Genomic DNA, 20,426 nt, shown 5'->3' with positions numbered 1-20,426 from the left:
CGGCAATATTAAAGTATTGCAATTGTATTCGCAAATTCTTTTAGGGAAACATCAGTTGGATTGACATCGGTAATCAAATAAGAAATATCACGTAACGGCACAACTTTCATTTTTTGAACTGAATTTAGTTTCTCAGCAATACTTAAAATAGCCACTTTTTTTGAGCATTTAATCATCGCACGTTTGATTTGTACCACCTCCCAGTCTGAATCGGTCACCCCATCTTCTACTGAAAGAGAATTTGTTCCCAACAAACAAAGATCGACCTTAAGATCTGCCAATTCATTAGCGACTTGGGCTCCGGAAACGATGTTTGTATTGCGTGAAAGTTTTCCGCCAACTAAAATGACTTCAAGGTTTGGCTTTTCGGCCAATTCTAGTGCAACTAATGGACTTATAGTAAAAAACGTACACTGAAGATGATCGGGTATTGTTCTCGCTAATTCAATTAAGGTTGTCCCGCCTCCGACTAAAACAGTCATTCCATTGGAGATTAAAGTGCTTGCTTTCTTGGCAATTTCTTTTTTTGCCTCCTTGGCATATACGTTTCCATCCTGAAATGGGAATTGAAAAGATTTTGATAATGCCCCACCATAGACTTTTAGAACTTTTCCATTCTCCGCGAGTTCGTTTAAGTCACGTCTAATTGTATCTTCAGACACATTCAGTTGAACACTTAGATCTGACGATAAAACTTTGTTATGTAGGTTAATCTGATGTATAATGAATGCTTGTCTTTCTTCCTTTAACATTGGTCTTTGGTTTTTAATCGGAATTTAAAAATAATTAAAAAAATCAGTCTAAATGTAGTGAAAATTATTCTTCCTTTTTGTCAATTTTTGTTATGCCAGCTTTGAATCTCGGTTTGAAGCCCGTGGGTTTACTGGCAGCGGGTTCCTGTGTTTCTGTACTGCTGTTTTCAGGTTCGGTCTTTACGCTGGTATCTAACTTAATTTCGTCTTTCGTATCGGGCAGCTGTGCCTGTTCAGAAGTTTCCGTTTTGGTTACGCCAGCTTTGAACCTCGGTTTGAAGCCTGTGGGTTTACTGACAGCTGGTTCCTGTGTTTCTGTGCTGCTGTTTTCAGGTTCAGCTTTTACGCTGTTATCTAACTTAATTTCGTCTTTCGTATCGGGCAGCTGTGCCTGTTCAGAAGTTTCCGTTTTGGTTACGCCAGCTTTGAACCTCGGTTTGAAGCCTGTGGGTTTACTGGCAGCTGGTTCCTGTGTTTCTGTGCTGTTGCTTTCAGGTTCAGCCTTTACGCTGGTATCTAACTTAATTTCATCTTTCGTATCGGGCAGCTGTGCCTGTTCAGAAGTTTCCGTTTTGGTTACGCCAGCTTTGAACCTTGGTTTGAAGCCTGTGGGTTTTGGAGCGGATGTTGTTGCCTCGTCGGTTTTTTCTTCTGGTACAGATGTGCTTGCCGCTGCGTCAGGAGCTTTGGTGATTCCAGCTTTGAACCTTGGTTTGAAGCCTGTGGGTTTTGGAGCGGATGTTGTTGCCTCGTCGGTTTTTTCTTCTGGTACAGATGTGCTTGCCGCTGCGTCAGGAGCTTTGGTGATTCCAGCTTTGAACCTTGGTTTGAAGCCTGTGGGTTTTGGAGCGGATGTTGTTGCCTCGTCGGTTTTTTCTTCTGGTACAGATGTGCTTGCCGCTGCGTCAGGAGCTTTGGTGATTCCAGCTTTGAACCTCGGTTTGAAGCCTGTGGGTTTTGGAGCGGAGTTTGTTGTCTCGTCGGTCGTTTCTTCGGATGCAGATGTGCTTGCGGCTGCGTCAGGAGCTTTGGTTACTCCAGCTTTGAACCTCGGTTTGAAGCCCGTCGGTTTTGGAGCGGCTGTTGTTGCTTCGTCGGTCTTTTCGTCGGATGCAGATGTGCTTGCGGCCACATCAGGAGCTTTGGTTACACCAGCTTTGAACCTTGGTTTGAATCCTGTGGGTATTGAATCAGGAGTGGATTCCGCTAAATCAGTTATTTCCTTTTTGGATGTTGCCTTGACTTCATCTTCTACGGCTGTAGGAGGTGCCTTGAATCGCGGTTTAAAGCCTGCTGGTTTTGCCGTATGAATACTGGAGGTCTCGGACGCTGTATCAGCGATAACCTGCTTTACAATAGGTTTTGCAATAACAGTTTCCTCCTCTGATAGATGGAAGCTTTTTCGGAGCTTGTTGAACCAAAACTTTTTGCTGTGGTCAAAACTCTTTTCCCCCATAGCAGAATAATGTGCTTTGAACTCTTCAAATAAAGTTCCATCTGCAGCTTGTAAAGCTTTTAAATCAATTTTCTTTTTTATGAAAAATTCTTCAAAAGTCATCCTGTTATGAGTTTAATATAGTCTATTACAAATGTAGTAATTTTTCTGACGCAGCTGGGAGGCCTAAAATAAAAAAGAGCGACTAGCGCTCTTTTTTATTGTTTTATAGGTTCAATAGCTTAAGCCATGTTATGGTAAACTGCTTGAACATCGTCATCTTCTTCGATTTTATCGATCATCTTCAAGACATCAGCAGCTTGTTCTTCCGTGATATCTGAATGCGATAAAGCAATACGTTCCAATTTCGCAGATGTTACTTCAATTCCCTTTTCTTCGAGTAATTTTTGCATATTACCAAAGTCTTCGAAGGAAGTTTGAACGACAGCAATATCATTGCCTTCTTCATCAGCTTCTACGTACAATTCTTCTAAGCCTCCATCGATCAACTCTAATTCAAGTTCTTCGAGGTCCAGTTCGTCTGTTGCAGCAAAACGGAAAATGGATTTACGATTGAAAATAAAATCCAATGATCCTGTTTTCCCCAATGAACCACCTGCTTTTGTAAAATAGCTACGGATGTTTCCTACGGTGCGGTTGGTATTATCTGTTGCAGTTTCAATTAAAACAGGTACACCATGCGGGCCATAGCCTTCGTATACATACTCTTCGTAACCTTTTGAATCTTTTTCTGAAGCACGTTTGATTGCGGCTTCGATACGATCCTTGGGCATATTTACTGCCTTGGCATTGTGTATTGCTGTACGAAGTCTCGAGTTAGTTTCAGGGTGAGGGCCGCTTTCTTTAACCGCCATGGCGATTTCTTTACCTAAACGTGTAAATTGAACGGCCATTTTGGCCCAGCGTTTGAATTTCCGCTCTTTTCTGAATTCGAAAGCTCTTCCCATTGTTATATTTTGTTTTTAAGATTTTCAATCATGTCGACTGTCAACTTCTGGATGTCAAATTCCGGCGTCCAGTTCCAGTCTTTTCTTGCATAAGAATCATCTAGACTAGCAGGCCATGAATCAGCAATCTGTTGTCTTGGATCGTTCTCGATGTAAGAGATTGCAAAATTAGGAAGAATTTTTTTAATTTCTTGTGCAAGTTCTTTTGGAGTAAATGTAATACCACCAAGGTTATAACTGTGGCGAATGCTTAGGCTTTCCTTCGGTGCATCCATTAATTCGAGTGTACCACGGATGGCATCCTCCATATATAACATGGGTAATGCTGTGTTTTCAGATAAGAAACAGGCGTATGTCCCGGTTTTCAATGCTTCATAAAAAATATCGACTGCATAATCTGTCGTTCCACCTCCTGGTTCAGTTTTCCAGGAAATGATGCCCGGATAACGGACACTACGAATATCCAGGCCACGGTGTTCTTGATACCATTCGATGAGACGCTCACCTGCAAGTTTGCTGATGCCATAAATCGTGTTGGGATCCATTACGCAATATTGTTCGGTATTTGTTTTCGGAGAGTGTGGTCCAAAAACAGCAATAGAGCTTGGCCAGAATATCTTGGAGACGTTATAGTTCACGGCTAGATCAAGAACATTCAATAAACCATTCATATTCAATTCCCAAGCCTTTTCAGGGTATTTCTCGCCTGTAGCCGAAAGCATGGCAGCTAGTAGATATACTTGAGTAGGTTTATATTGTTGAAATAATGTCTCGAGTCCACTTTTGTCAAGAACATTAGCGATTTCGAAATTCTCATCAGGGCTTTTAATCTGCGGTTCTCTAATGTCAGTGGTTACAACATTCTCTGCACCAAATTTTTTGCGCAAGGCAATAGCTAATTCTGTGCCGATCTGGCCATTTGCACCAATGATAATAATGCTTTCTTTCATTTGTAAGTTTTATTTTATGAAGCTCCCGCTTTCACTATATTGAGGATCTATACTCAAGAATATAAATGAATCGCTTCGTTCGTTTCTTCCTATCGATATAATAGGATCTAGCCTGACATAATTTACGTTTCATCATGTAATGAAAAATGAAATTTCAACCATGGCGGTTTATGATGCAAATATAAAGGCTTTTCAGTATCTATCAACTTTGTGGCCTTTTAGGAAGTAGGGAAAAAATGCTAATTTTTAGACTCTTGGGACTGTTTTTATGAGATTTTAAACTGTTTCAATCGTTTGTTCTTTTTTTTTGAATAAGCAGCGAAAATTTTTATTTTTTTTGAATTGCTTTAATCCTGATTTTTAGCAATAGTTATGGGATGCACGGATTCCTTTTTTAGCAATTATGGAGGAAAAATTATTAATGTTGTGATATTTTTAGCAGAGGGAGTAATATTTTGTTATTTTAATAGTGGAATTAGGGAATATTTTTTAAATTTGAAGAATTCATTCTTCGAGAATCAACTAAAAACAAAATCAAATAACAATTTTATATACACAATTTAAACACAGACAAAAATGAAAGTGGCAGTAGTCGGCGCAACAGGCCTTGTGGGTACTGAGATGCTAACCGTGTTGGCGGCGCGAAATTTCCCAGTAACAGAATTAATTCCAGTAGCTTCAGAGCGTAGTAAGGGTAAGGAAATTGAATTCAAGGGAAAGAAGTATAAGGTGGTTACACCATCTGAGGCTATTGCTTTGAAACCTGATGTTGCGTTATTTTCTGCGGGTGGTGATACCTCGAAAGAATTCGCCCCTAAATTTGCTGAAGCTGGAATTACAGTGATCGACAATTCTTCGGCATGGCGTATGGACCCAACGAAAAAGTTGGTTGTTCCAGAAGTAAATGGCGATGTGTTATCTGCTGAAGACAAAATTATTGCAAACCCGAATTGTTCAACCATACAAATGGTGGTGGCTTTAAAGCCATTACATGATAAATATAAAATCAAACGTGTTGTAGTTTCTACCTACCAATCTGTAACAGGTACTGGTGTTAAGGCCGTTAACCAGTTAATGGATGAGCGTGCTGGAAAAGATGGTGAAAAAGCTTATCCTTATCAGATTGATTTGAACGTTATTCCGCATATTGATGTTTTCCAAGAAAATGGATACACGAAAGAGGAAATGAAGATGATTTTGGAAACAAATAAAATCATGCGTGATGACTCTATTAAAGTAACTGCAACGACAGTGCGTATTCCGGTTATGGGAGGACACTCTGAATCATTGAATATCGAATTTGAAAACGACTTTGATTTGAATGATGTACGTGCAGCTTTAGCGGCGCAAAGTGGCTGTATTGTTGTTGATGACCCTGCGTCACTACAATATCCAATGCCAAAGGATGCGCACGGCAGAGATGAGGTTTTTGTAGGACGTATCCGTCGTGATGAATCTCAACCAAATACCCTTAACATGTGGGTAGTAGCAGATAACTTACGTAAAGGCGCTGCAACAAATGCAGTTCAGGTAGCGGAGTTATTGGCCGAAAAAGGATTGATCTAACTCAAGTAGATTCCATAATAAATATTGAGCCCCCATGAACGAATTCGTTCATGGGGGCTCTTTTTGTCCTATCATCAAATCACAATTTATATACTTATGATTTGGCCCTTGATACAGGGGCTAGAAATTATGGCGTCAACGTTGTGGGTTGGATAGAAAATTCAATCTTGTCATTCAACGGCGCATAGGCTTCTTTGCTTTGCTCTTCCAGCCGATCTGGGAATAGAATGCCGAAAAGATGATCCGTTTCGTGCTGAAAAATAACAGCAGTAAAACCCTCGATATTTTCTTCGATAACTTTACCCTCTTTATTGATGTATTGTAGGCGGATAGCATAACTCCGTAATACATCCTCTTTACGATTAGGGATAGAAAGACAGCCTTCGGCGCCTTTACGTTTCAGTTTGGAGCGCCATAGAATTTTAGGATTTACATAAAATTCAAATGGTTGATCTGGTTTGTCAAACCGCTGTACCCAGATTAGATTTTTATTTATACCGATTTGTGGCGCTGCGATGCCTACACCGGGGTGATTGGGATCACGTACAGTCGCGAACATTCTTTTGGAAAGTGACTCAATCAATGGGTCGTTGTATTTGACATCACTGCTTGTAGCTTTTAAAACTTTCAGATCTTTATCGTCTGTTGTTTGCAATACGCGAAGAATTGCATTTTCATCTCCTGATAAAATGATTTTCTTGTCGGCAGCACTGAACTCCTGTCCTGCATTAAGGTTGACTGGTCTTTCATTCTTTGACTTATGAAATGCTTTTTCTCCGGCCATAATTTTTGTTTCTAAATTGTTCTCAACTGGTGGGACTGGGCAACGGTAGCCATTGCTATAAGCGCAATACGGATTATAGGCTTTGTTAAAGTCTATCTCAACATTGTTTCCTTTAATGTCGTCTGTAGATAAATCAATATACCGGCCCCCACTATAGCTTTCCTGACCATTTGTTAAATCTAAAAATGGTAAAAATAAATGGTTTTTGTATGCAGGATTTTGAAATAATGCGACACTTTGGTAGACATTCAACGTATGTTGTTTTCCATGAAGAGTAAAGGTTATGATGGCGTAACGTTTGTACTCGTTGCTTGTGCCATCGTAGGTTGGCATGCGGAATACCGGTTCGTTAAACAAAACTTCAATTTTGGCGTTGACTTTATACCCCGCATCTATAGGAAAGTAATCCAAAAAGGCTACTTGATCTGATTTCAATGGACCATATTGTTCTTTCGCCAATTCAGAGGCTTTTTTTTCACGAAGAGCAGTAATTTGTTGCTCATATTTACTTTGAGCATGCGTATTTACGCATAAGGCCAAAAGGAAACTGGCAATAAGTGTTTTTTTCATTTGTTTAAATATTTATTCTTCCGATTTCGTACAGCCAAATGCTGCATCGCCTTTGGTGTTGCCTTGATCAATGTGCCTATAGGGCAATTCTATTGGCCCGCTATGATCAGATCGAATTCGGTGATCTATTGCCTCAAAAAGCAAGTTGGCTTGTCGTTGTGAAATAGTCTATCAAAGTTATAGTTTTTTTGGGTAAAAGATCAAAATTAAAAAATCAAAAACGAGAAGAGGATGTATTAGAAAGCGGAGTCCAATTGAAATATTAAATCTTCCTGTGTAATACTCAGTACTACTTTGTATTTTTGTGAAAAATATATATCCATGAGATTGATGGCCTTTGATTACGGTACAAAACGAATAGGGGTTGCGGTGACCGATCCAATGCAAATTATTGCTACAGCATTGACGACAGTACATCCGCAGGATATCTGGACATACTTAGCTGATTATTTACAGACAGAACAGGTGGAAACCTTTGTTGTAGGCAAGCCACGGCAGCTGGATGGGACAGACTCTGAATCCGCACAGCATGTTGTCGGTTTTATTCGGAAACTGAAGAAGACTTACCCCACGATTGCTGTCGCCGAAATAGATGAGCGTTTTACTTCTAAAATGGCTTCTGCAGCGATTGCACAAAGTGGGAAAAAAAAGAAGGACCGTCAACAAAAAGGACTGATTGATACCGTGTCTGCAACGATCATTTTGCAAAGCTACATGGATAGCCGTAATTTTTAGATACACATCGACTGATAAGTCAAACAGAAATGAATAAAAAATAGAAGGATGAAGAGCATATTATTTTTTACCGAGGATACGGATTTCAAATTAAAGGAAAAAGGAAAGATTCGTCAATGGATTGCTGATGCCATCAAATCCGAAGGATTTAAACGTGTGGGCGAATTGAGCTTTATCCTTTGCTCGGATGCTTACTTACTAGAAATCAATAAGCAGTATTTAAATCACGATACCTACACTGATATCGTTACCTTTGATTCTTCCGAATATGATGACACCATCGCTGGCGATATTTTTATCAGCGTGGAACGTATTCAGGAGAATGCCGAGAAATTTAAGGTTGATGTGCGTGATGAGCTTCATCGGGTTATCATTCATGGTGTAATGCACCTGTGCGGCTATCCGGATAAAAAGCCGGCAGATAAAGCCAAGATGACCGCCAAGGAAGATGAGTATCTAGGTAAAAGAAACTTTTAACATACTCCATCGTACGCTGATTAAGGCCAACAGTTCGGTGAACCGATTGAGGGTTCCATTTTACTCGAGAGTGAGAAGGAGGCACATAAAAAAAGCGCTTTACAATTTGTAAAGCGCTTTTTTTATGTTGTTTCTAACGACTAGAATCTTTCAAATTGAGAGAAGAAGAAGTTTCCTTCGATAGCAGCATTCTCATCTGAATCCGATCCATGGATAGCGTTTGCGTCAATAGATTTAGCATATTTGTTGCGGATTGTACCTTCAGCTGCATCAGCAGGATTAGTCGCGCCGATCAACGTACGGAAATCTTCAACAGCATTATCTTTTTCCAAGATTGCAGCAACGATAGGACCTGAAGTCATAAATTTTACCAACTCACCATAGAAAGGACGCTCTTTGTGTACTGCATAAAATGCACCAGCTGTCTCTTGAGAAAGTTGGATGTATTTCATTGCAATGATTTTAAAACCACCAGCAATGATATCGTTTAAGATTGCACCGATGTGACCGTTCGCTACTGCGTCAGGTTTGATCATCGTAAAAGTTCTGTTAGTTGCCATTATTTTAATTTTTTTGCAAAATTAGATAAATTGCTTTTCATATGCAATATCATTAGGCTTCATATAGACACAATTATTGATAAGCCAACTGGCTGATGCAACCCTTATCGCTAAGTTATTGCCTTCTCGTCCCAAATCTATGCCTATTCTGAAATAGATGTTTCCCTATGTTCCTGGTCCAATGTTTTTTGAAGATATGTAACAGGGCATTGTGTCCGACCGTTTATAGAAAAGTAAAAAAACAATTGATCTAAGTTCAATACGAATATGTAACTTTGTGATATTATGGCATTAAATCTAACAGTAGACATCGATAAAGACTCAGGCTTTTGCTTTGGGGTGGTATACGCTATTGATATGGCGGAGGAGATCTTGGAGGAGGATGGATATCTTTATTGTTTGGGGGATATCGTTCATAATGATGAGGAAGTTGCTCGATTGAAAGCAAAAGGCTTACGTATTATTGATCATGCCGCTCTGCCGACCTTGCGTAATGAAAAGGTATTGATCCGTGCTCATGGTGAAGCTCCCGAAACTTATCGTGTTGCTTTGGAAAACAACATTACCCTGATAGATGCCTCTTGTCCAGTGGTGCTCAAACTGCAGAACCGTATAAAAACTTCGTTCGATCAAGAGGAGAAAATTCTAATCTTTGGTAAGCATGGACATGCTGAAGTGATCGGTTTGCAGGGGCAGACAAATAATGAAGCCTTAGTTTTTCAGGATATTGCCGAATTGGATCAAGTCGAATTGCCGGCCTCATTTACCCTATACAGCCAAACAACAAAAAGCGTAGATAAATTCTATGCCATCAAAGACGAACTGATTAAGCGCGGGTATGAAGTGAAGGCCAATGATACCATCTGTCGACAAGTTTCCAATCGATACGAGGATCTTGGCGCTTTTGCCAGACAATACGATAAGATAGTCTTTGTATCGGGCAAGAAATCCTCCAATGGAAAGGTGCTGTTTGAAGTTTGTCAAAACGCCAATCCCGCGAGTTATTTTATTTCTGATCCAGCTGAATTAGATGCATCGGTCTTTGCTGAAAACGATCGTATTGGTATCTGTGGCGCTACTTCTACGCCAATGTGGTTGATGAAAGACGTAAAAGCAAGTTTAGAAGCATTATAGGCACAATTACCCGTCACAGATATTTCATAATTCCGCGGTTTAGATCCCGAGTGCATTCTTTTTTGCTTAGCTTTGTAAGCTATGAGCAATAAAGGTAAAAAAGGTATTCTTTTAGTACAATTGGGTACACCTGATAGTCCCACTACTCCAGATGTAAAAAAGTATTTAACGGAGTTTTTAATGGATCCACGTGTCATTGATATTCCCTATTTTCAACGAACCTTATTGGTGAAGGGAATTATTGCACGTACACGTGCTCCCAAATCTGCAAAAGTATACGCAACGATCTGGGATAAAGAAACGGGATCACCTTTGATGCATTACAGTATTTTGCAACGTGATCTGCTTCAAGAAGCATTGGGGGAAGAATACCATGTTGAATTAGCGATGCGTTACCAAAACCCATCGATTGAGGCTGCATTGAAAAATATGGAAGGCTTATTTTTGGAGTCCATTCGCGTAATCCCTTTATTTCCACAGTACGCTTCGGCAACATCGGGCTCGGTCATTGATCGTGTCATGGAGCTAATCCGCAAATGGAATTATCTGCCAGAAATCAGTTTCGTAAGCAATTTCTGTACAGACGATTTGATGGCAGAAACTTATGCAGATCACGCCCGCAGGCACGATTTGGAAAGTTTTGACCATTTTGTCTTTAGCTATCATGGCCTTCCTGTGCGACAGCTTGGCAAAGTGGATCCGACAGGTCAGCTCAAATGCCCTGAATCAGGCTGTGATTCCTGTAAAACAACAGCCAATTCATACTGCTATCTCTCGCAATGTTATGCAACAACACGGACGATAGCTGCAAAACTTGGGTTAAAAAAAGAACAATATTCCCTTTGCTTTCAATCCAGGTTAGGTAAAGAGCCCTGGATACAGCCATATACCTCGGATTTGTTGCACGACCTTGCCGCGAAAGGTTATAAGAAGTTATTAATTTTCAGTCCTGCTTTTGTAGCGGATTGTATCGAGACCATTGATGAAATTGGCGTGGAATATGCTAATGAATTTAAGCACTTAGGTGGAGAAGAGGTTTGTTTGGTAGAAAGTCTTAATGATGATCCCAAATGGATCGAGTCTTTAAAACAATTGGCACTCAATGCCAAAAATTAAAATAGGTAAAAGATGTTGTTAATAAACGCGTGTGTATTACTCATATTGGATTTTTATATTTTCTTTGCCCTTCGCGCAACGAAAATCAAATTTCCCAAAACAAAAGTATTTTCCATCCTCTGGTGGTCTTATTCTGTTTTACTGCTATTTGGAGTTTTTATTTCAGCACAATATAGTATTCCTTTAATCGTACGGTCGGTTATTTTAGTCGCCTTTTTTCTGACTGCCGCATCAAAGATATTTTTCTTTTTGATTTTATTGATTGATGATATCAGGCGCGGAGGTGTGTGGTTAAAACGGCTATTTACAAAAAAGAGATCTATTGAGGACTTAGTTGAAGATGCCGGAGACCCTTTACCGGAAAATCCGGTTAAAGGAATTAGCCGATCCGAGTTTTTGACCAAAGCTGGTATTCTAGTTGGTGCCTCACCCTTGATACCATTGAGCTGGGGTATTATTTCAGGAGCCTATGACTATCGTGTAAGGAGAGTGCCCTTGTATTTGCCAAATTTGCCTAAAGCATTCCATGGAATGACCATCGCGCAGATTTCAGATGTGCACTCGGGATCTTTCTACAATAAAAAGGCTGTCAACGGTGGTATTGATATGCTTTTAAAGGAAAAAGCTGATGTGACTTTTTTTACCGGTGATATTGTGAATGCCCAAGCTTCTGAAATGCGCGGCTATCAAGATATTTTTGCTCGTGTGAAATCTGATTTAGGTGTGTTTTCTACATTAGGTAACCACGACTATGGTGACTATTATTATGGTAAAGAAGATTCTCCTGCAAAACGCAAGAACCTCAAGGATGTGATCGATGTTCATAAAATCATGGGCTGGGATCTGTTAATGGATGAAAATCGTAAGATTAAGGTTGACGGTGAAGAGCTTTGTATTGTCGGGGTTCAGAATTGGGGGACAGGCCGTTTTCCGAAACATGGTGATATCAAGAAAGCGTTAATGGGTACCGAAGAGCAACCTGTTAAGTTGCTGTTATCTCACGACCCCTCGCATTGGCGGGCTCAGGTATTGGATACCGACGTGGATGTGATGTTTGCCGGACATACCCACGGTATGCAATTTGGCGTAAGGTCCGAGATGTTGCAATGGAGTCCAGTACAATATATCTATAAGGAATGGGCAGGGCTATATCGTGAACAACAGAACAAACGATTATATGTGAATGTCGGCTATGGTTTTTTGGGTTATCCAGGACGCGTTGGAATTCTGCCTGAAATTACCATATTCGAATTGCTAAAAGCGCATGACCCAAAGTTTAAAGCCTAAAAAATCCCCTTTGACTTTTGAGTTAATATAGCTATAATTGTGTATTCTGTACACCAGTTATACATAACATGCAATCAACTTTAAACTTTGGGGACTCTCCCCACACACGTGTTAATATTCTTACCGGGGAAAAAGTACTTGTGTCTCCGCATCGTAGTAAAAGACCATGGCAAGGGCAAGTGGAGGATCTCCCCGGGGATAATAGACCCGAATATGATCCACAATGCTATTTGTGTCCGACAAATAAACGAGCAGATGGTGATGTCAATCCAGATTATAAAGAAAGTTTTGTCTTCGTGAACGATTTCTCGGCTTTATTAAAAGATACAAGCCAACAGGAATTTAATGAGGATGAATTATTTGTCGCAGAGACCGAAAGAGGGATCTGTAAGGTAATTGCATTCACACCACGCCACGATCTTACACTACCCGAAATGGATCAGGCCGCAATCAAATCGGTGGTTGATCTTTGGCAAAAGGAATTTGTCGAACTCTCCAAGGTTGACTGGATTAAATACATTCAAATTTTCGAAAATAAAGGCGCGATTATGGGCTGTAGTAACCCACATCCCCACGGACAGATCTGGTCACAAAATCATTTGCCAGTAGAAATCCAAAAAGAATGCGTTCAGCAACAGCAATATTTCAACAAATATCAACGTACAATCCTGTCAGACTATGTTAAAGCGGAGTTGAGAAAAGAGGAACGCATTATTGACGAAAATGATTCTTTTGTTTCTCTAGTCCCTTTTTGGGCTGCCTGGCCTTACGAAACGATGATTGTCAGCAAACGATCTATCCAAAACATTGCCGGGTTTGACGAGAAGGAGAAGACGGATTTTGCCGCTATCCTCAAGTTATTGACGACGCGATATGACAATCTCTTCAAAACATCCTTTCCCTATTCTGCAGGAATGCATCAGGCCCCGGTAAATGATGGTGATCATCCAGAGTGGCATTGGCATATGCACTTCTATCCACCATTGTTACGTTCTGCTACCGTTAAAAAGTTTATGGTAGGTTATGAGATGCTAGCAAATCCACAACGTGATATCACACCGGAAGTTGCCGCAGAACAGTTGCGAAATTGTTCGACAGTACATTATAAAGCTAAATAAGATGATAACAAAAGATACAATTGTAAACAAATTTAAAGAACTCTACCAGGAGGAACCTCTTGTCGTTACTTCCCCCGGACGGATTAATATTATTGGAGAACATACGGATTATAACGATGGATTTGTATTGCCTGCTGCAATTGACAAGGCAATATACGTTGCTGTAAGTAAGCGATCGGATGATAACATTGTGCTTTATGCGGAAGATTATAAAGAACATCATGAGGTAAAACTAGCGGATATTGCAATCTCAGAAAAACATTGGCCAAACTATATTCTCGGTGTAGTTGATCAGTATCAGAAACGTGGGGCAACGCTAGGTGGATTCAACCTGTATATCGATGGCGATGTACCATTGGGGGCCGGATTATCGTCTTCAGCGGCCGTTGAGTGTGCCGTTACCTTGGCGCTCAGCGAACTGTTCGATTTACAGGTCGAACGACTTGATATTCCACAGATTGCACAAAAGGCCGAACATACCTATGCTGGTGTGATGTGCGGTATTATGGATCAGTTTGCTTCAGCCTTTGGTAAAGAGAAAAATGTCATCAAACTGGATTGCCGTACTTTGGGTTTCGAGTATGTGCCACTTGATCTTAAGGGTTATGAAGTTGTGTTATTGAATACAAACGTAAAACACTCATTAGCTTCTACAGCTTACAATACACGTCGTGAACAATGCGAACAGGCGTCTGCATGGGTACAGGAAAAATACCCGGAAGTCAAGAACCTACGTGATGTAACCATAGCGATGCTTGATGAATTGGTGAAAGATAAAGATGCCGATATTTATGCGAAAGCTAGTTTTGTGGTCCGTGAGAATGAACGTGTAGAGAAATCTTGTGATGCACTACGTTCAGGAGATGTTGTTCAGCTTGGACAGTATATTTTTCAGAGCCACGAGGGATTAAGTAAAGTGTATGAAGTCAGTTGTCCGGAACTGGATTATTTAGTGGATTATGTCAAGCAATTTCCTGAGGTGATCGGTGCCCGAATGATGGGCGGCGGTTTCGGTGGCTGTACGATCAATATCGTCAAAGAAGGTGTATTACCTTCAATTTTACCAACACTCGAAAAAGAATACAAACAGAAATTTGATAAAGAACTTTCGGTTATTCAGGTCAGGATTGCCGATGGTACCCGCGTACTTTGATAAAAAAGTAGGTACAGTAAGGGGAATAGCATGTTCATGCTATTCCCCTTATTTTTTGTCTTTTTTGATAACTACTTACTACACAAGTCCTAGTTAAGCTGGTCTAATGCCTGTTTTAAGTCGGCGATTAGATCATCGGCATGTTCGATTCCAACAGAGATGCGCAACATGCCTAGCGTGATTCCGGAAGCTTCTTTCTGTTCCTTCGTATGATGACCGCCCCACATACTCGCGGGGTGTACAATAAGCGATTCGACCCCTCCCAAACTGGCCGCGTTGATAAATATATGCAGCCCATTGATGAGTTTCTGTGCATTTAAAAATGCCTCTTCTTCATCTTTACCGTTGACATCGATGCAAAGCATACCGGAGAAACCGTTCATTTGTTGGGCCGCGAGCTCATGTTGTGGGTGATTGGGTAATCCAGGATAACTGACTTTTTTTATTTTTGGATGTTGATCCAGAAATTCGGCTAGCTTCAGCGCATTTGTATTGATCTGTTTGACGCGTAGACTTAATGTTTTCAATCCCCGTAATAGTAACCAGGAATCAAGCGGTGCAAGTGATGCTCCCAAAGCGACGGATCGTTTCCATACGCTGGCGATATAGTGCTGCGTACCGCAGACGATACCCGCAGTGAGGTCGCTGTGTCCGCCCAAATATTTCGTGGCGCTGTGGACAACGACGTCTATTCCAAAATCTGTTGGTGTTTGGTTGATAGGGGAGGCAAATGTATTATCGACCATACTCTGGATTCCATGTTTTCTGGCAAGCTCTCCGAGTGCTTTTAAATCGCTAATGTTGAGGTTTGGATTCGATGGAGTCTCTATATAAATCAGTTTGGTATTTGTTTGAATAGCCTTTTCAAAAGCTGAAACATCTGTTTGATCCACAGCCGTAACCGTGATGCCATAATCCGTTAGGAACTCTTTAAAGAAAATAGCTGTTCCGGAATAATGTGCATGTTGGGCGACAATATGATCGCCCGATTTAACGATGGCCAATATGGCTGTACTGATCGCTGCCATACCTGTTGCAAATACAAGTGCATCCTCCGTTTTTTCCAATTTTGCTAGGATGGACGCTACTTGGCTATTCGTTGGGTTGCCATGGCGATGATAAAAATAAGGGTGTTTCGGTTCGGTAGCAGCCTTGATGTATTCCGTTGGGTCAGGATCTGCAATGTATGTGGATGTCTGATAGATTGGAGTAGTTACTGCAGATGTCTGGTTGAATTGCTGTCCTTCATGGACGAGTATCGTTTCGGTATTGGTAGCCATACTAATAATATTGATTGATGCTTGTATCGCCTTAAGAATCCATAACTCGATCTTGTCGAATCTTTGATCGTAAGGAACCCTTAGCTCGTTTGAAAGCACTGTTGGTGCTAACAGCTCGAAGAAGGTTTGTCTTGTATATCAAATATAAATAAAATCTACTCAATATGTAGATTTTATTTATATCGGATGCATCAATATATCTTACAACATTTCTCTCAGCAGGCTCAATGCATATCCAATGGTATTCACATTGTTTAATGCTAAACGAAGCTGGCCTTTGACTTCTTTGAGGTTGCTGATCTCCGGATGGCTTTGTACAAAGGACAGTACTCGGCCGAATTGATCAGATTCAAAGTAGCTCGACTTGGGGTTATTGACAAAATAACCTTTCAGTGTATGCTTTTTATAGGCTATTTTTTCGAATCCGATCGTTTTGCCAAACCACTGTAAACGGAGTGTATTGAATAATTCAAAGACTTCTCGTGGGATAGGGCCAAAGCGATCTTCAAGTTCTTTTTCAAACGCTGCCAATTGCTGCTCGTTTTCCAATTTAGAGAGTTCCGTATACAGATTATATCGTTCAGTGATATTGGTTACATATTCATCCGGGATCAATACCTCGAGGTCGGTGTCAATCTGTGTAAAGGACACATATTTTCGTTCTTTCTCATCAGCGAATACTGCTGAAAACTCATCCTCTTTCAGTTCCTGAATAGCTTCGTCCAAGATTTTATGATACATCTCGAAACCGATCTCGGCAATAAATCCCGACTGTTCGCCACCTAATAGGTTTCCCGAGCCACGTATATCCAAATCGCGCATGGCAACATTAAATCCAGAGCCGAGTTCAGAGAATTCTTCTATCGCAGAAAGTCGTTTATAGGCTTCCGGTGTTAAAGTCGACAATGGTGGACTCAGTAGATAACAGAAGGCCTTTTTATTAGAGCGACCGACCCGACCCCGCATTTGGTGCAGGTCACTCAGTCCGAACATATGTGCATGATTAATAATAATCGTATTCGCGTTTGGAATATCAAGACCCGCTTCAATAATTGTTGTTGCGATTAAGACATCGAAATCGTGATTGATAAACTTAAGCATCACATCCTCAAGCTCATCACCCTCCAATTGGCCATGTGTAACACCGACCCGTGCTCCTGGAACCAGCTTGCGAATCAAATTGCCCAGCTGCGGAAGATCTGCGACCCGATTATGGATAAAGAATACCTGTCCACCACGATCAAGTTCGTAACTGACGGCCTCTCCGATCAGTGTTTCATTGAAAACGTGGAGTTCGGTCTGTACAGGCTGCCGGTTGGGTGGTGGGGTCGAGATGATACTCAGATCGCGGGCGCCCATCAATGAAAAGTGCAATGTTCTTGGAATTGGCGTTGCTGTCAATGTCAGTGAGTCTACATTCGCACGCATGACCTTCAATTTTTCCTTTACTGCAACCCCAAACTTTTGTTCCTCATCAATGATCATTAGACCAAGATCTTTGAACTTGACATCTTTGCTAACAAGGCGATGGGTGCCAATGATAATGTCTATTTTTCCTTCAGCGAGCCTGGCTAAGGTATCTTTGATCTGTTTGCTCGTTTTGAAACGATTAATATAGTCGATCGTGCATGGAAGGCCCTTTAGGCGCTCCGAAAATGTCCGGTAGTGCTGTAATGCAAGAATTGTCGTCGGTACCAGGACAGCAACTTGTTTACTGTCTGCTACAGCTTTGAAGGCTGCACGGATGGCAACCTCCGTTTTTCCGAAGCCAACATCCCCACAGATCAATCGGTCCATCGGATGCGGCGATTCCATATCCTTTTTTACATCGGCAGTAGCCTTTTCCTGATCAGGTGTATCCTCATAGATAAAGGAGGCCTCCAGTTCATTCTGTAAGTAGCTATCCGGTGAGAACGCATTTCCATGCTGGGCCTTTCGTTTGGCATAAAGCATGATCAGGTCGCGCGCAATATCCTTAACTTTTTTCTTGGTCGTCTTTTTGAGTTTGTCCCAGGCGTCGGTACCCAGTTTATTCATTTTGGGAACAGTACCCTCTTTTCCGGAATATTTGGAGATACGGTTTAAGGAGTTGATGTTCACATACAAAAGATCGTTGTCTGCATAGATCAGGCGGATCATTTCCTGAGATTTACCGTTGACGTCCACTTTTTCCAAACCACCGTAGCGGCCGACACCGTGGTCAATATGGGTAATGAAGTCACCAGGTTTAAGATCCCGTAAATCTTTGAGCGTAATTGCCTGCGAGCGCTCGTAAGCCTTCTTGCGTTTATATTTATAATAGCGGTCAAATATTTGGTGATCAGTATAACAAGCAAACTTTAAACTGTCGTCTCTAAAACCTTCGCGTAAAGCTTTATGAATTGGAATAAAGGTCGCTGATTTATCGAGATCTTCTAGAATCGTATAGATACGTTCGACCTGTTTGGTTGAATCTGAAAAGATCAGATTCTGGATCCGCTGGCCCTCATTCTCCTTGAAATTATGGATTAAGAGATTAAAATCCTTATTGAACGAAGGTTGCGGGTGGATATCGAACTTGAGTGTTACCTCAGCTTTATAAAAGAACTGTTTGCCGAATTCGATGATAGGGAACTCAAAGAATAAGGCATTGAGATTCTTCTCATCTGTAAACTCATAGGCTGGATTATGCCATTCGGGATTATCCTTTTTCTGCTTATCTGTTAGCCCCGCCCATAATTTTTCCGCTTTTTTTAACCCATCTTTTACAATATCTAACGTAAATTGAGCGTCTTTGATCCAGATCGTAGCGTCCTGATCTACATATTCCAATAAGGAAATGTGTTGGGATGTCAGGAATTTCGCTTGGACATTCGGTACAATGGTTACTTTGTGGATTTTTTTGACAGACAGCTGGGACTCAATGTCAAATGTACGTATGCTTTCGATGTCATCGCCAAAGAATTCAATACGGTATGGGAGGTCATTCGAAAAAGAGAAGATATCTACAATGCCACCGCGTATCGCAAATTGCCCCGGTTCATACACAAAGTCTACACGTTCGAAATCATATTCGATCAAAAATTCGTTGATGAAATCAATACTTAGAGCGGTGTTTTCTGTTATTTCCAACGTATTTTTATCCAGATCGTTGCGGTTGATCACTTTCTCAGCAATAGCCTCCGGATAAGTCACAACCATTTTCGGTAATTCCGAAGTATGGTTGAGTGAACTTAAAGTCTCCGCACGTTGCAATACATTGGCAGAGTCAGTTTGTGTAAAATCAAAAGCTTTGCGATAAGACGAAGGGAAAAAAAGAACCTGCTTATCCAACAGGCTTTCCAGATCACTTAAAAAATAAGAAGCGTCTTCATGAGTTGGTAAAATAAAGACCATTGGACGTTCCTGTAAGTTGTAAGAAGATACGGCTATGAACGCATCCGAAGATCCAATAAGCCCTTTCAGCTGAATCTTTGGGTTTTTGGATTGTATAGCCTTGGTGAGCGACTGGACAGATTCGCTTTGGCTGTATTTTTCTAATATTTCTTGAATTCCCACGAGCAAAAATTTCGAATAATTGCGAATTTAACGAAATAGTATCAAGTATTGGGTATGAAGTGCTAATTTTTTTGGTAAAAAAATGGCCGAATCCCTCGTTAAGAAGGGCATGACTTTGGAGAACTCAAAAGCTATAACAGATTGATCTGTGCGGGAGTTTATTTCGCGAGGTAAAAGGTGTAGGCAAAAGCGAGCAACACCAATAATGTGGCCAAGTAAATTAATTTATATTGCTCGTAAGCTGTAACATGAAAGGATCCAATTTTAACGCGGTTTTTGCTATTTCTCATGACTAATTTAGGTCGAGGTCAATCTTCTGTTCACTAATATAGCTTTTAAGTGTTGTATTACCAAAAGCATCCAGTGTATTTTGAAAATCTTCCCGATAGTCAAACTGAAAGTCCTCATGAAGTTTACTGTATTTACCCACCGCATGCTTTATGCGCCCTGTTATATATTTATGCAATTTGTGGGCGGCAGACTGATAAGAGGAGTCGAAAAGCCTGTCGTAATCAGCAATGGTTCTCTTCAGGATATAGCATCTAAATTCTACTTCACTGATTTTGTCCTTGGTGACTTTTTCGTGTTCATTCACTAAACCGCTTGCTTGTTTCACAAGCTTGCTAAGTGCAATAAAATGACTGTGTTGTGGCGTATTGCCAATTTGACTTAAACCAATATCGAACAATTGCGCCAGTTGCTTTCGTAGTTTTTCAATACGTTCCTCTAAATCGTCCGCATTTTCCAGTAATTGGAAATGTAATTGTTTGATCAGCATTTTGTCCTTGCTTATCAGGCGTACAAGGAGTTTGTCTTTTTCCTTCTGAGGTAGGTCAAGGACAGCTTTCTTTAATTCGGCATCTTGATGTAAGGACATAATCTATGTTTTAGTGTAAAAAGAGTTGTTGAGCGAAAAGTCAGGCACACTTTCGGTGTGCCTGACTAAATTTCTCGTTTTATAAGCCGGAATTTAAGCAGGCAATAGCTGCCGCCCATATTTACGA

17 protein-coding genes are annotated in these 20,426 nt (G+C 40.8%); 8 read left to right on the top strand and 9 right to left on the bottom strand.

Features of this window, described 5'->3' with window-relative positions; translation table 11 throughout:
• Nucleotides 1-8: 8 nt before the first annotated feature.
• The 4 genes from K2F45_RS26130 to K2F45_RS26115 all read right to left on the bottom strand — a co-directional run bounded on the left by K2F45_RS26130 (nt 9) and on the right by K2F45_RS26115 (nt 4,105).
• Nucleotides 9-752 carry a DeoR/GlpR family DNA-binding transcription regulator gene (locus K2F45_RS26130; protein ID WP_046673148.1) on the bottom strand — a complete coding sequence of 248 codons (744 nt, stop codon included), beginning with the start codon at nt 750-752 and terminating at the stop codon, nt 9-11.
• Nucleotides 753-816: 64 nt separating this feature from the next.
• Complete coding sequence (locus K2F45_RS26125) at nt 817-2,310, bottom strand: hypothetical protein (RefSeq protein WP_248932707.1); 1,494 nt, start codon at nt 2,308-2,310, stop codon at nt 817-819.
• A 119-nt stretch (nt 2,311-2,429) separates the two neighbouring features.
• On the bottom strand, nt 2,430-3,155 hold the full coding sequence (locus tag K2F45_RS26120; protein ID WP_075994546.1) for a YebC/PmpR family DNA-binding transcriptional regulator: 726 nt from the start codon (nt 3,153-3,155) through the stop codon (nt 2,430-2,432).
• Between the two features lie 2 nt (nt 3,156-3,157).
• Nucleotides 3,158-4,105: an NAD-dependent epimerase/dehydratase family protein gene (locus tag K2F45_RS26115; protein ID WP_248932706.1), complete on the bottom strand. Its 948-nt coding sequence runs from the start codon at nt 4,103-4,105 to the stop codon at nt 3,158-3,160.
• Between the two features lie 576 nt (nt 4,106-4,681).
• Here K2F45_RS26115 and K2F45_RS26110 point away from each other — a divergent pair.
• Complete coding sequence (locus K2F45_RS26110; protein WP_088163260.1) at nt 4,682-5,671, top strand: aspartate-semialdehyde dehydrogenase; 990 nt, start codon at nt 4,682-4,684, stop codon at nt 5,669-5,671.
• 127 nt (nt 5,672-5,798) lie between these two features.
• Here the strand turns inward: K2F45_RS26110 and def are convergent, their stop codons facing one another.
• Nucleotides 5,799-7,025: a peptide deformylase gene (gene def, locus K2F45_RS26105; protein WP_248932705.1), complete on the bottom strand. Its 1,227-nt coding sequence runs from the start codon at nt 7,023-7,025 to the stop codon at nt 5,799-5,801.
• Between the two features lie 321 nt (nt 7,026-7,346).
• On the opposite strand from def, the gene ruvX reads away from it, so the two are divergent.
• Together ruvX and ybeY are read left to right on the top strand one after the other, a co-directional pair.
• Nucleotides 7,347-7,760: a Holliday junction resolvase RuvX gene (ruvX, locus tag K2F45_RS26100; RefSeq protein WP_070561409.1), complete on the top strand. Its 414-nt coding sequence runs from the start codon at nt 7,347-7,349 to the stop codon at nt 7,758-7,760.
• A 48-nt stretch (nt 7,761-7,808) separates the two neighbouring features.
• Nucleotides 7,809-8,237 (top strand): rRNA maturation RNase YbeY, encoded by a 429-nt coding sequence (ybeY, locus tag K2F45_RS26095; protein ID WP_075994544.1) that lies wholly within the window; start codon nt 7,809-7,811, stop codon nt 8,235-8,237.
• 140 nt (nt 8,238-8,377) lie between these two features.
• Here ybeY and K2F45_RS26090 read toward each other — a convergent pair whose 3' ends face one another.
• Nucleotides 8,378-8,797, bottom strand: coding sequence for a nucleoside-diphosphate kinase (locus K2F45_RS26090; protein WP_075994543.1), 420 nt, complete (start codon nt 8,795-8,797; stop codon nt 8,378-8,380).
• A gap of 285 nt (nt 8,798-9,082) precedes the next feature.
• On the opposite strand from K2F45_RS26090, the gene K2F45_RS26085 reads away from it, so the two are divergent.
• The 5 genes from K2F45_RS26085 (at nt 9,083) to galK (ending at nt 14,605) form a co-directional block, all read left to right on the top strand.
• Nucleotides 9,083-9,931 (top strand): 4-hydroxy-3-methylbut-2-enyl diphosphate reductase, encoded by an 849-nt coding sequence (locus tag K2F45_RS26085; protein WP_075994542.1) that lies wholly within the window; start codon nt 9,083-9,085, stop codon nt 9,929-9,931.
• Between the two features lie 81 nt (nt 9,932-10,012).
• The gene (gene hemH / locus K2F45_RS26080) at nt 10,013-11,047 is read left to right on the top strand and encodes a ferrochelatase (protein ID WP_075994541.1); all 1,035 of its coding nucleotides are present in this window, start codon (nt 10,013-10,015) and stop codon (nt 11,045-11,047) included.
• 12 nt (nt 11,048-11,059) lie between these two features.
• Nucleotides 11,060-12,334, top strand: coding sequence for a metallophosphoesterase (locus tag K2F45_RS26075; protein WP_075994540.1), 1,275 nt, complete (start codon nt 11,060-11,062; stop codon nt 12,332-12,334).
• 68 nt (nt 12,335-12,402) lie between these two features.
• Complete coding sequence (locus K2F45_RS26070) at nt 12,403-13,452, top strand: UDP-glucose--hexose-1-phosphate uridylyltransferase (RefSeq protein WP_075994539.1); 1,050 nt, start codon at nt 12,403-12,405, stop codon at nt 13,450-13,452.
• A gap of 1 nt (nt 13,453) precedes the next feature.
• Entirely contained in the window at nt 13,454-14,605 is a 1,152-nt protein-coding gene (galK, locus tag K2F45_RS26065) for a galactokinase (protein WP_075994538.1), read from the top strand.
• An 89-nt stretch (nt 14,606-14,694) separates the two neighbouring features.
• Here galK and K2F45_RS26060 read toward each other — a convergent pair whose 3' ends face one another.
• The 3 genes from K2F45_RS26060 to K2F45_RS26050 all read right to left on the bottom strand — a co-directional run bounded on the left by K2F45_RS26060 (nt 14,695) and on the right by K2F45_RS26050 (nt 20,299).
• The gene (locus tag K2F45_RS26060) at nt 14,695-15,885 is read right to left on the bottom strand and encodes a trans-sulfuration enzyme family protein (protein ID WP_075994537.1); all 1,191 of its coding nucleotides are present in this window, start codon (nt 15,883-15,885) and stop codon (nt 14,695-14,697) included.
• A gap of 201 nt (nt 15,886-16,086) precedes the next feature.
• Nucleotides 16,087-19,422: a transcription-repair coupling factor gene (gene mfd, locus K2F45_RS26055; protein WP_248932704.1), complete on the bottom strand. Its 3,336-nt coding sequence runs from the start codon at nt 19,420-19,422 to the stop codon at nt 16,087-16,089.
• A 292-nt stretch (nt 19,423-19,714) separates the two neighbouring features.
• Nucleotides 19,715-20,299: a hypothetical protein gene (locus K2F45_RS26050; RefSeq protein ID WP_075994535.1), complete on the bottom strand. Its 585-nt coding sequence runs from the start codon at nt 20,297-20,299 to the stop codon at nt 19,715-19,717.
• Nucleotides 20,300-20,426 lie beyond the last annotated feature (127 nt).

Source organism: Sphingobacterium siyangense (assembly GCF_023277505.1).
GTDB classification, from domain to species: Bacteria; Bacteroidota; Bacteroidia; order Sphingobacteriales; family Sphingobacteriaceae; genus Sphingobacterium; species Sphingobacterium siyangense.
Note: the sequence above shows the minus strand (reverse complement) of the source record. Positions and strands in the feature narration are given on the sequence as shown.

Coding starts and splice junctions, on each gene's coding strand:
- K2F45_RS26130 (WP_046673148.1), bottom strand. CDS start 752: ATGTTAAAGGAAGAAAGACAAGCATTCATTATACATCAGATTAACCTA.
- K2F45_RS26125 (WP_248932707.1), bottom strand. CDS start 2,310: ATGACTTTTGAAGAATTTTTCATAAAAAAGAAAATTGATTTAAAAGCT.
- K2F45_RS26120 (WP_075994546.1), bottom strand. CDS start 3,155: ATGGGAAGAGCTTTCGAATTCAGAAAAGAGCGGAAATTCAAACGCTGG.
- K2F45_RS26115 (WP_248932706.1), bottom strand. CDS start 4,105: ATGAAAGAAAGCATTATTATCATTGGTGCAAATGGCCAGATCGGCACA.
- K2F45_RS26110 (WP_088163260.1), top strand. CDS start 4,682: ATGAAAGTGGCAGTAGTCGGCGCAACAGGCCTTGTGGGTACTGAGATG.
- def (WP_248932705.1), bottom strand. CDS start 7,025: ATGAAAAAAACACTTATTGCCAGTTTCCTTTTGGCCTTATGCGTAAAT.
- ruvX (WP_070561409.1), top strand. CDS start 7,347: ATGAGATTGATGGCCTTTGATTACGGTACAAAACGAATAGGGGTTGCG.
- ybeY (WP_075994544.1), top strand. CDS start 7,809: ATGAAGAGCATATTATTTTTTACCGAGGATACGGATTTCAAATTAAAG.
- K2F45_RS26090 (WP_075994543.1), bottom strand. CDS start 8,797: ATGGCAACTAACAGAACTTTTACGATGATCAAACCTGACGCAGTAGCG.
- K2F45_RS26085 (WP_075994542.1), top strand. CDS start 9,083: ATGGCATTAAATCTAACAGTAGACATCGATAAAGACTCAGGCTTTTGC.
- hemH (WP_075994541.1), top strand. CDS start 10,013: ATGAGCAATAAAGGTAAAAAAGGTATTCTTTTAGTACAATTGGGTACA.
- K2F45_RS26075 (WP_075994540.1), top strand. CDS start 11,060: ATGTTGTTAATAAACGCGTGTGTATTACTCATATTGGATTTTTATATT.
- K2F45_RS26070 (WP_075994539.1), top strand. CDS start 12,403: ATGCAATCAACTTTAAACTTTGGGGACTCTCCCCACACACGTGTTAAT.
- galK (WP_075994538.1), top strand. CDS start 13,454: ATGATAACAAAAGATACAATTGTAAACAAATTTAAAGAACTCTACCAG.
- K2F45_RS26060 (WP_075994537.1), bottom strand. CDS start 15,885: ATGGCTACCAATACCGAAACGATACTCGTCCATGAAGGACAGCAATTC.
- K2F45_RS26050 (WP_075994535.1), bottom strand. CDS start 20,299: ATGTCCTTACATCAAGATGCCGAATTAAAGAAAGCTGTCCTTGACCTA.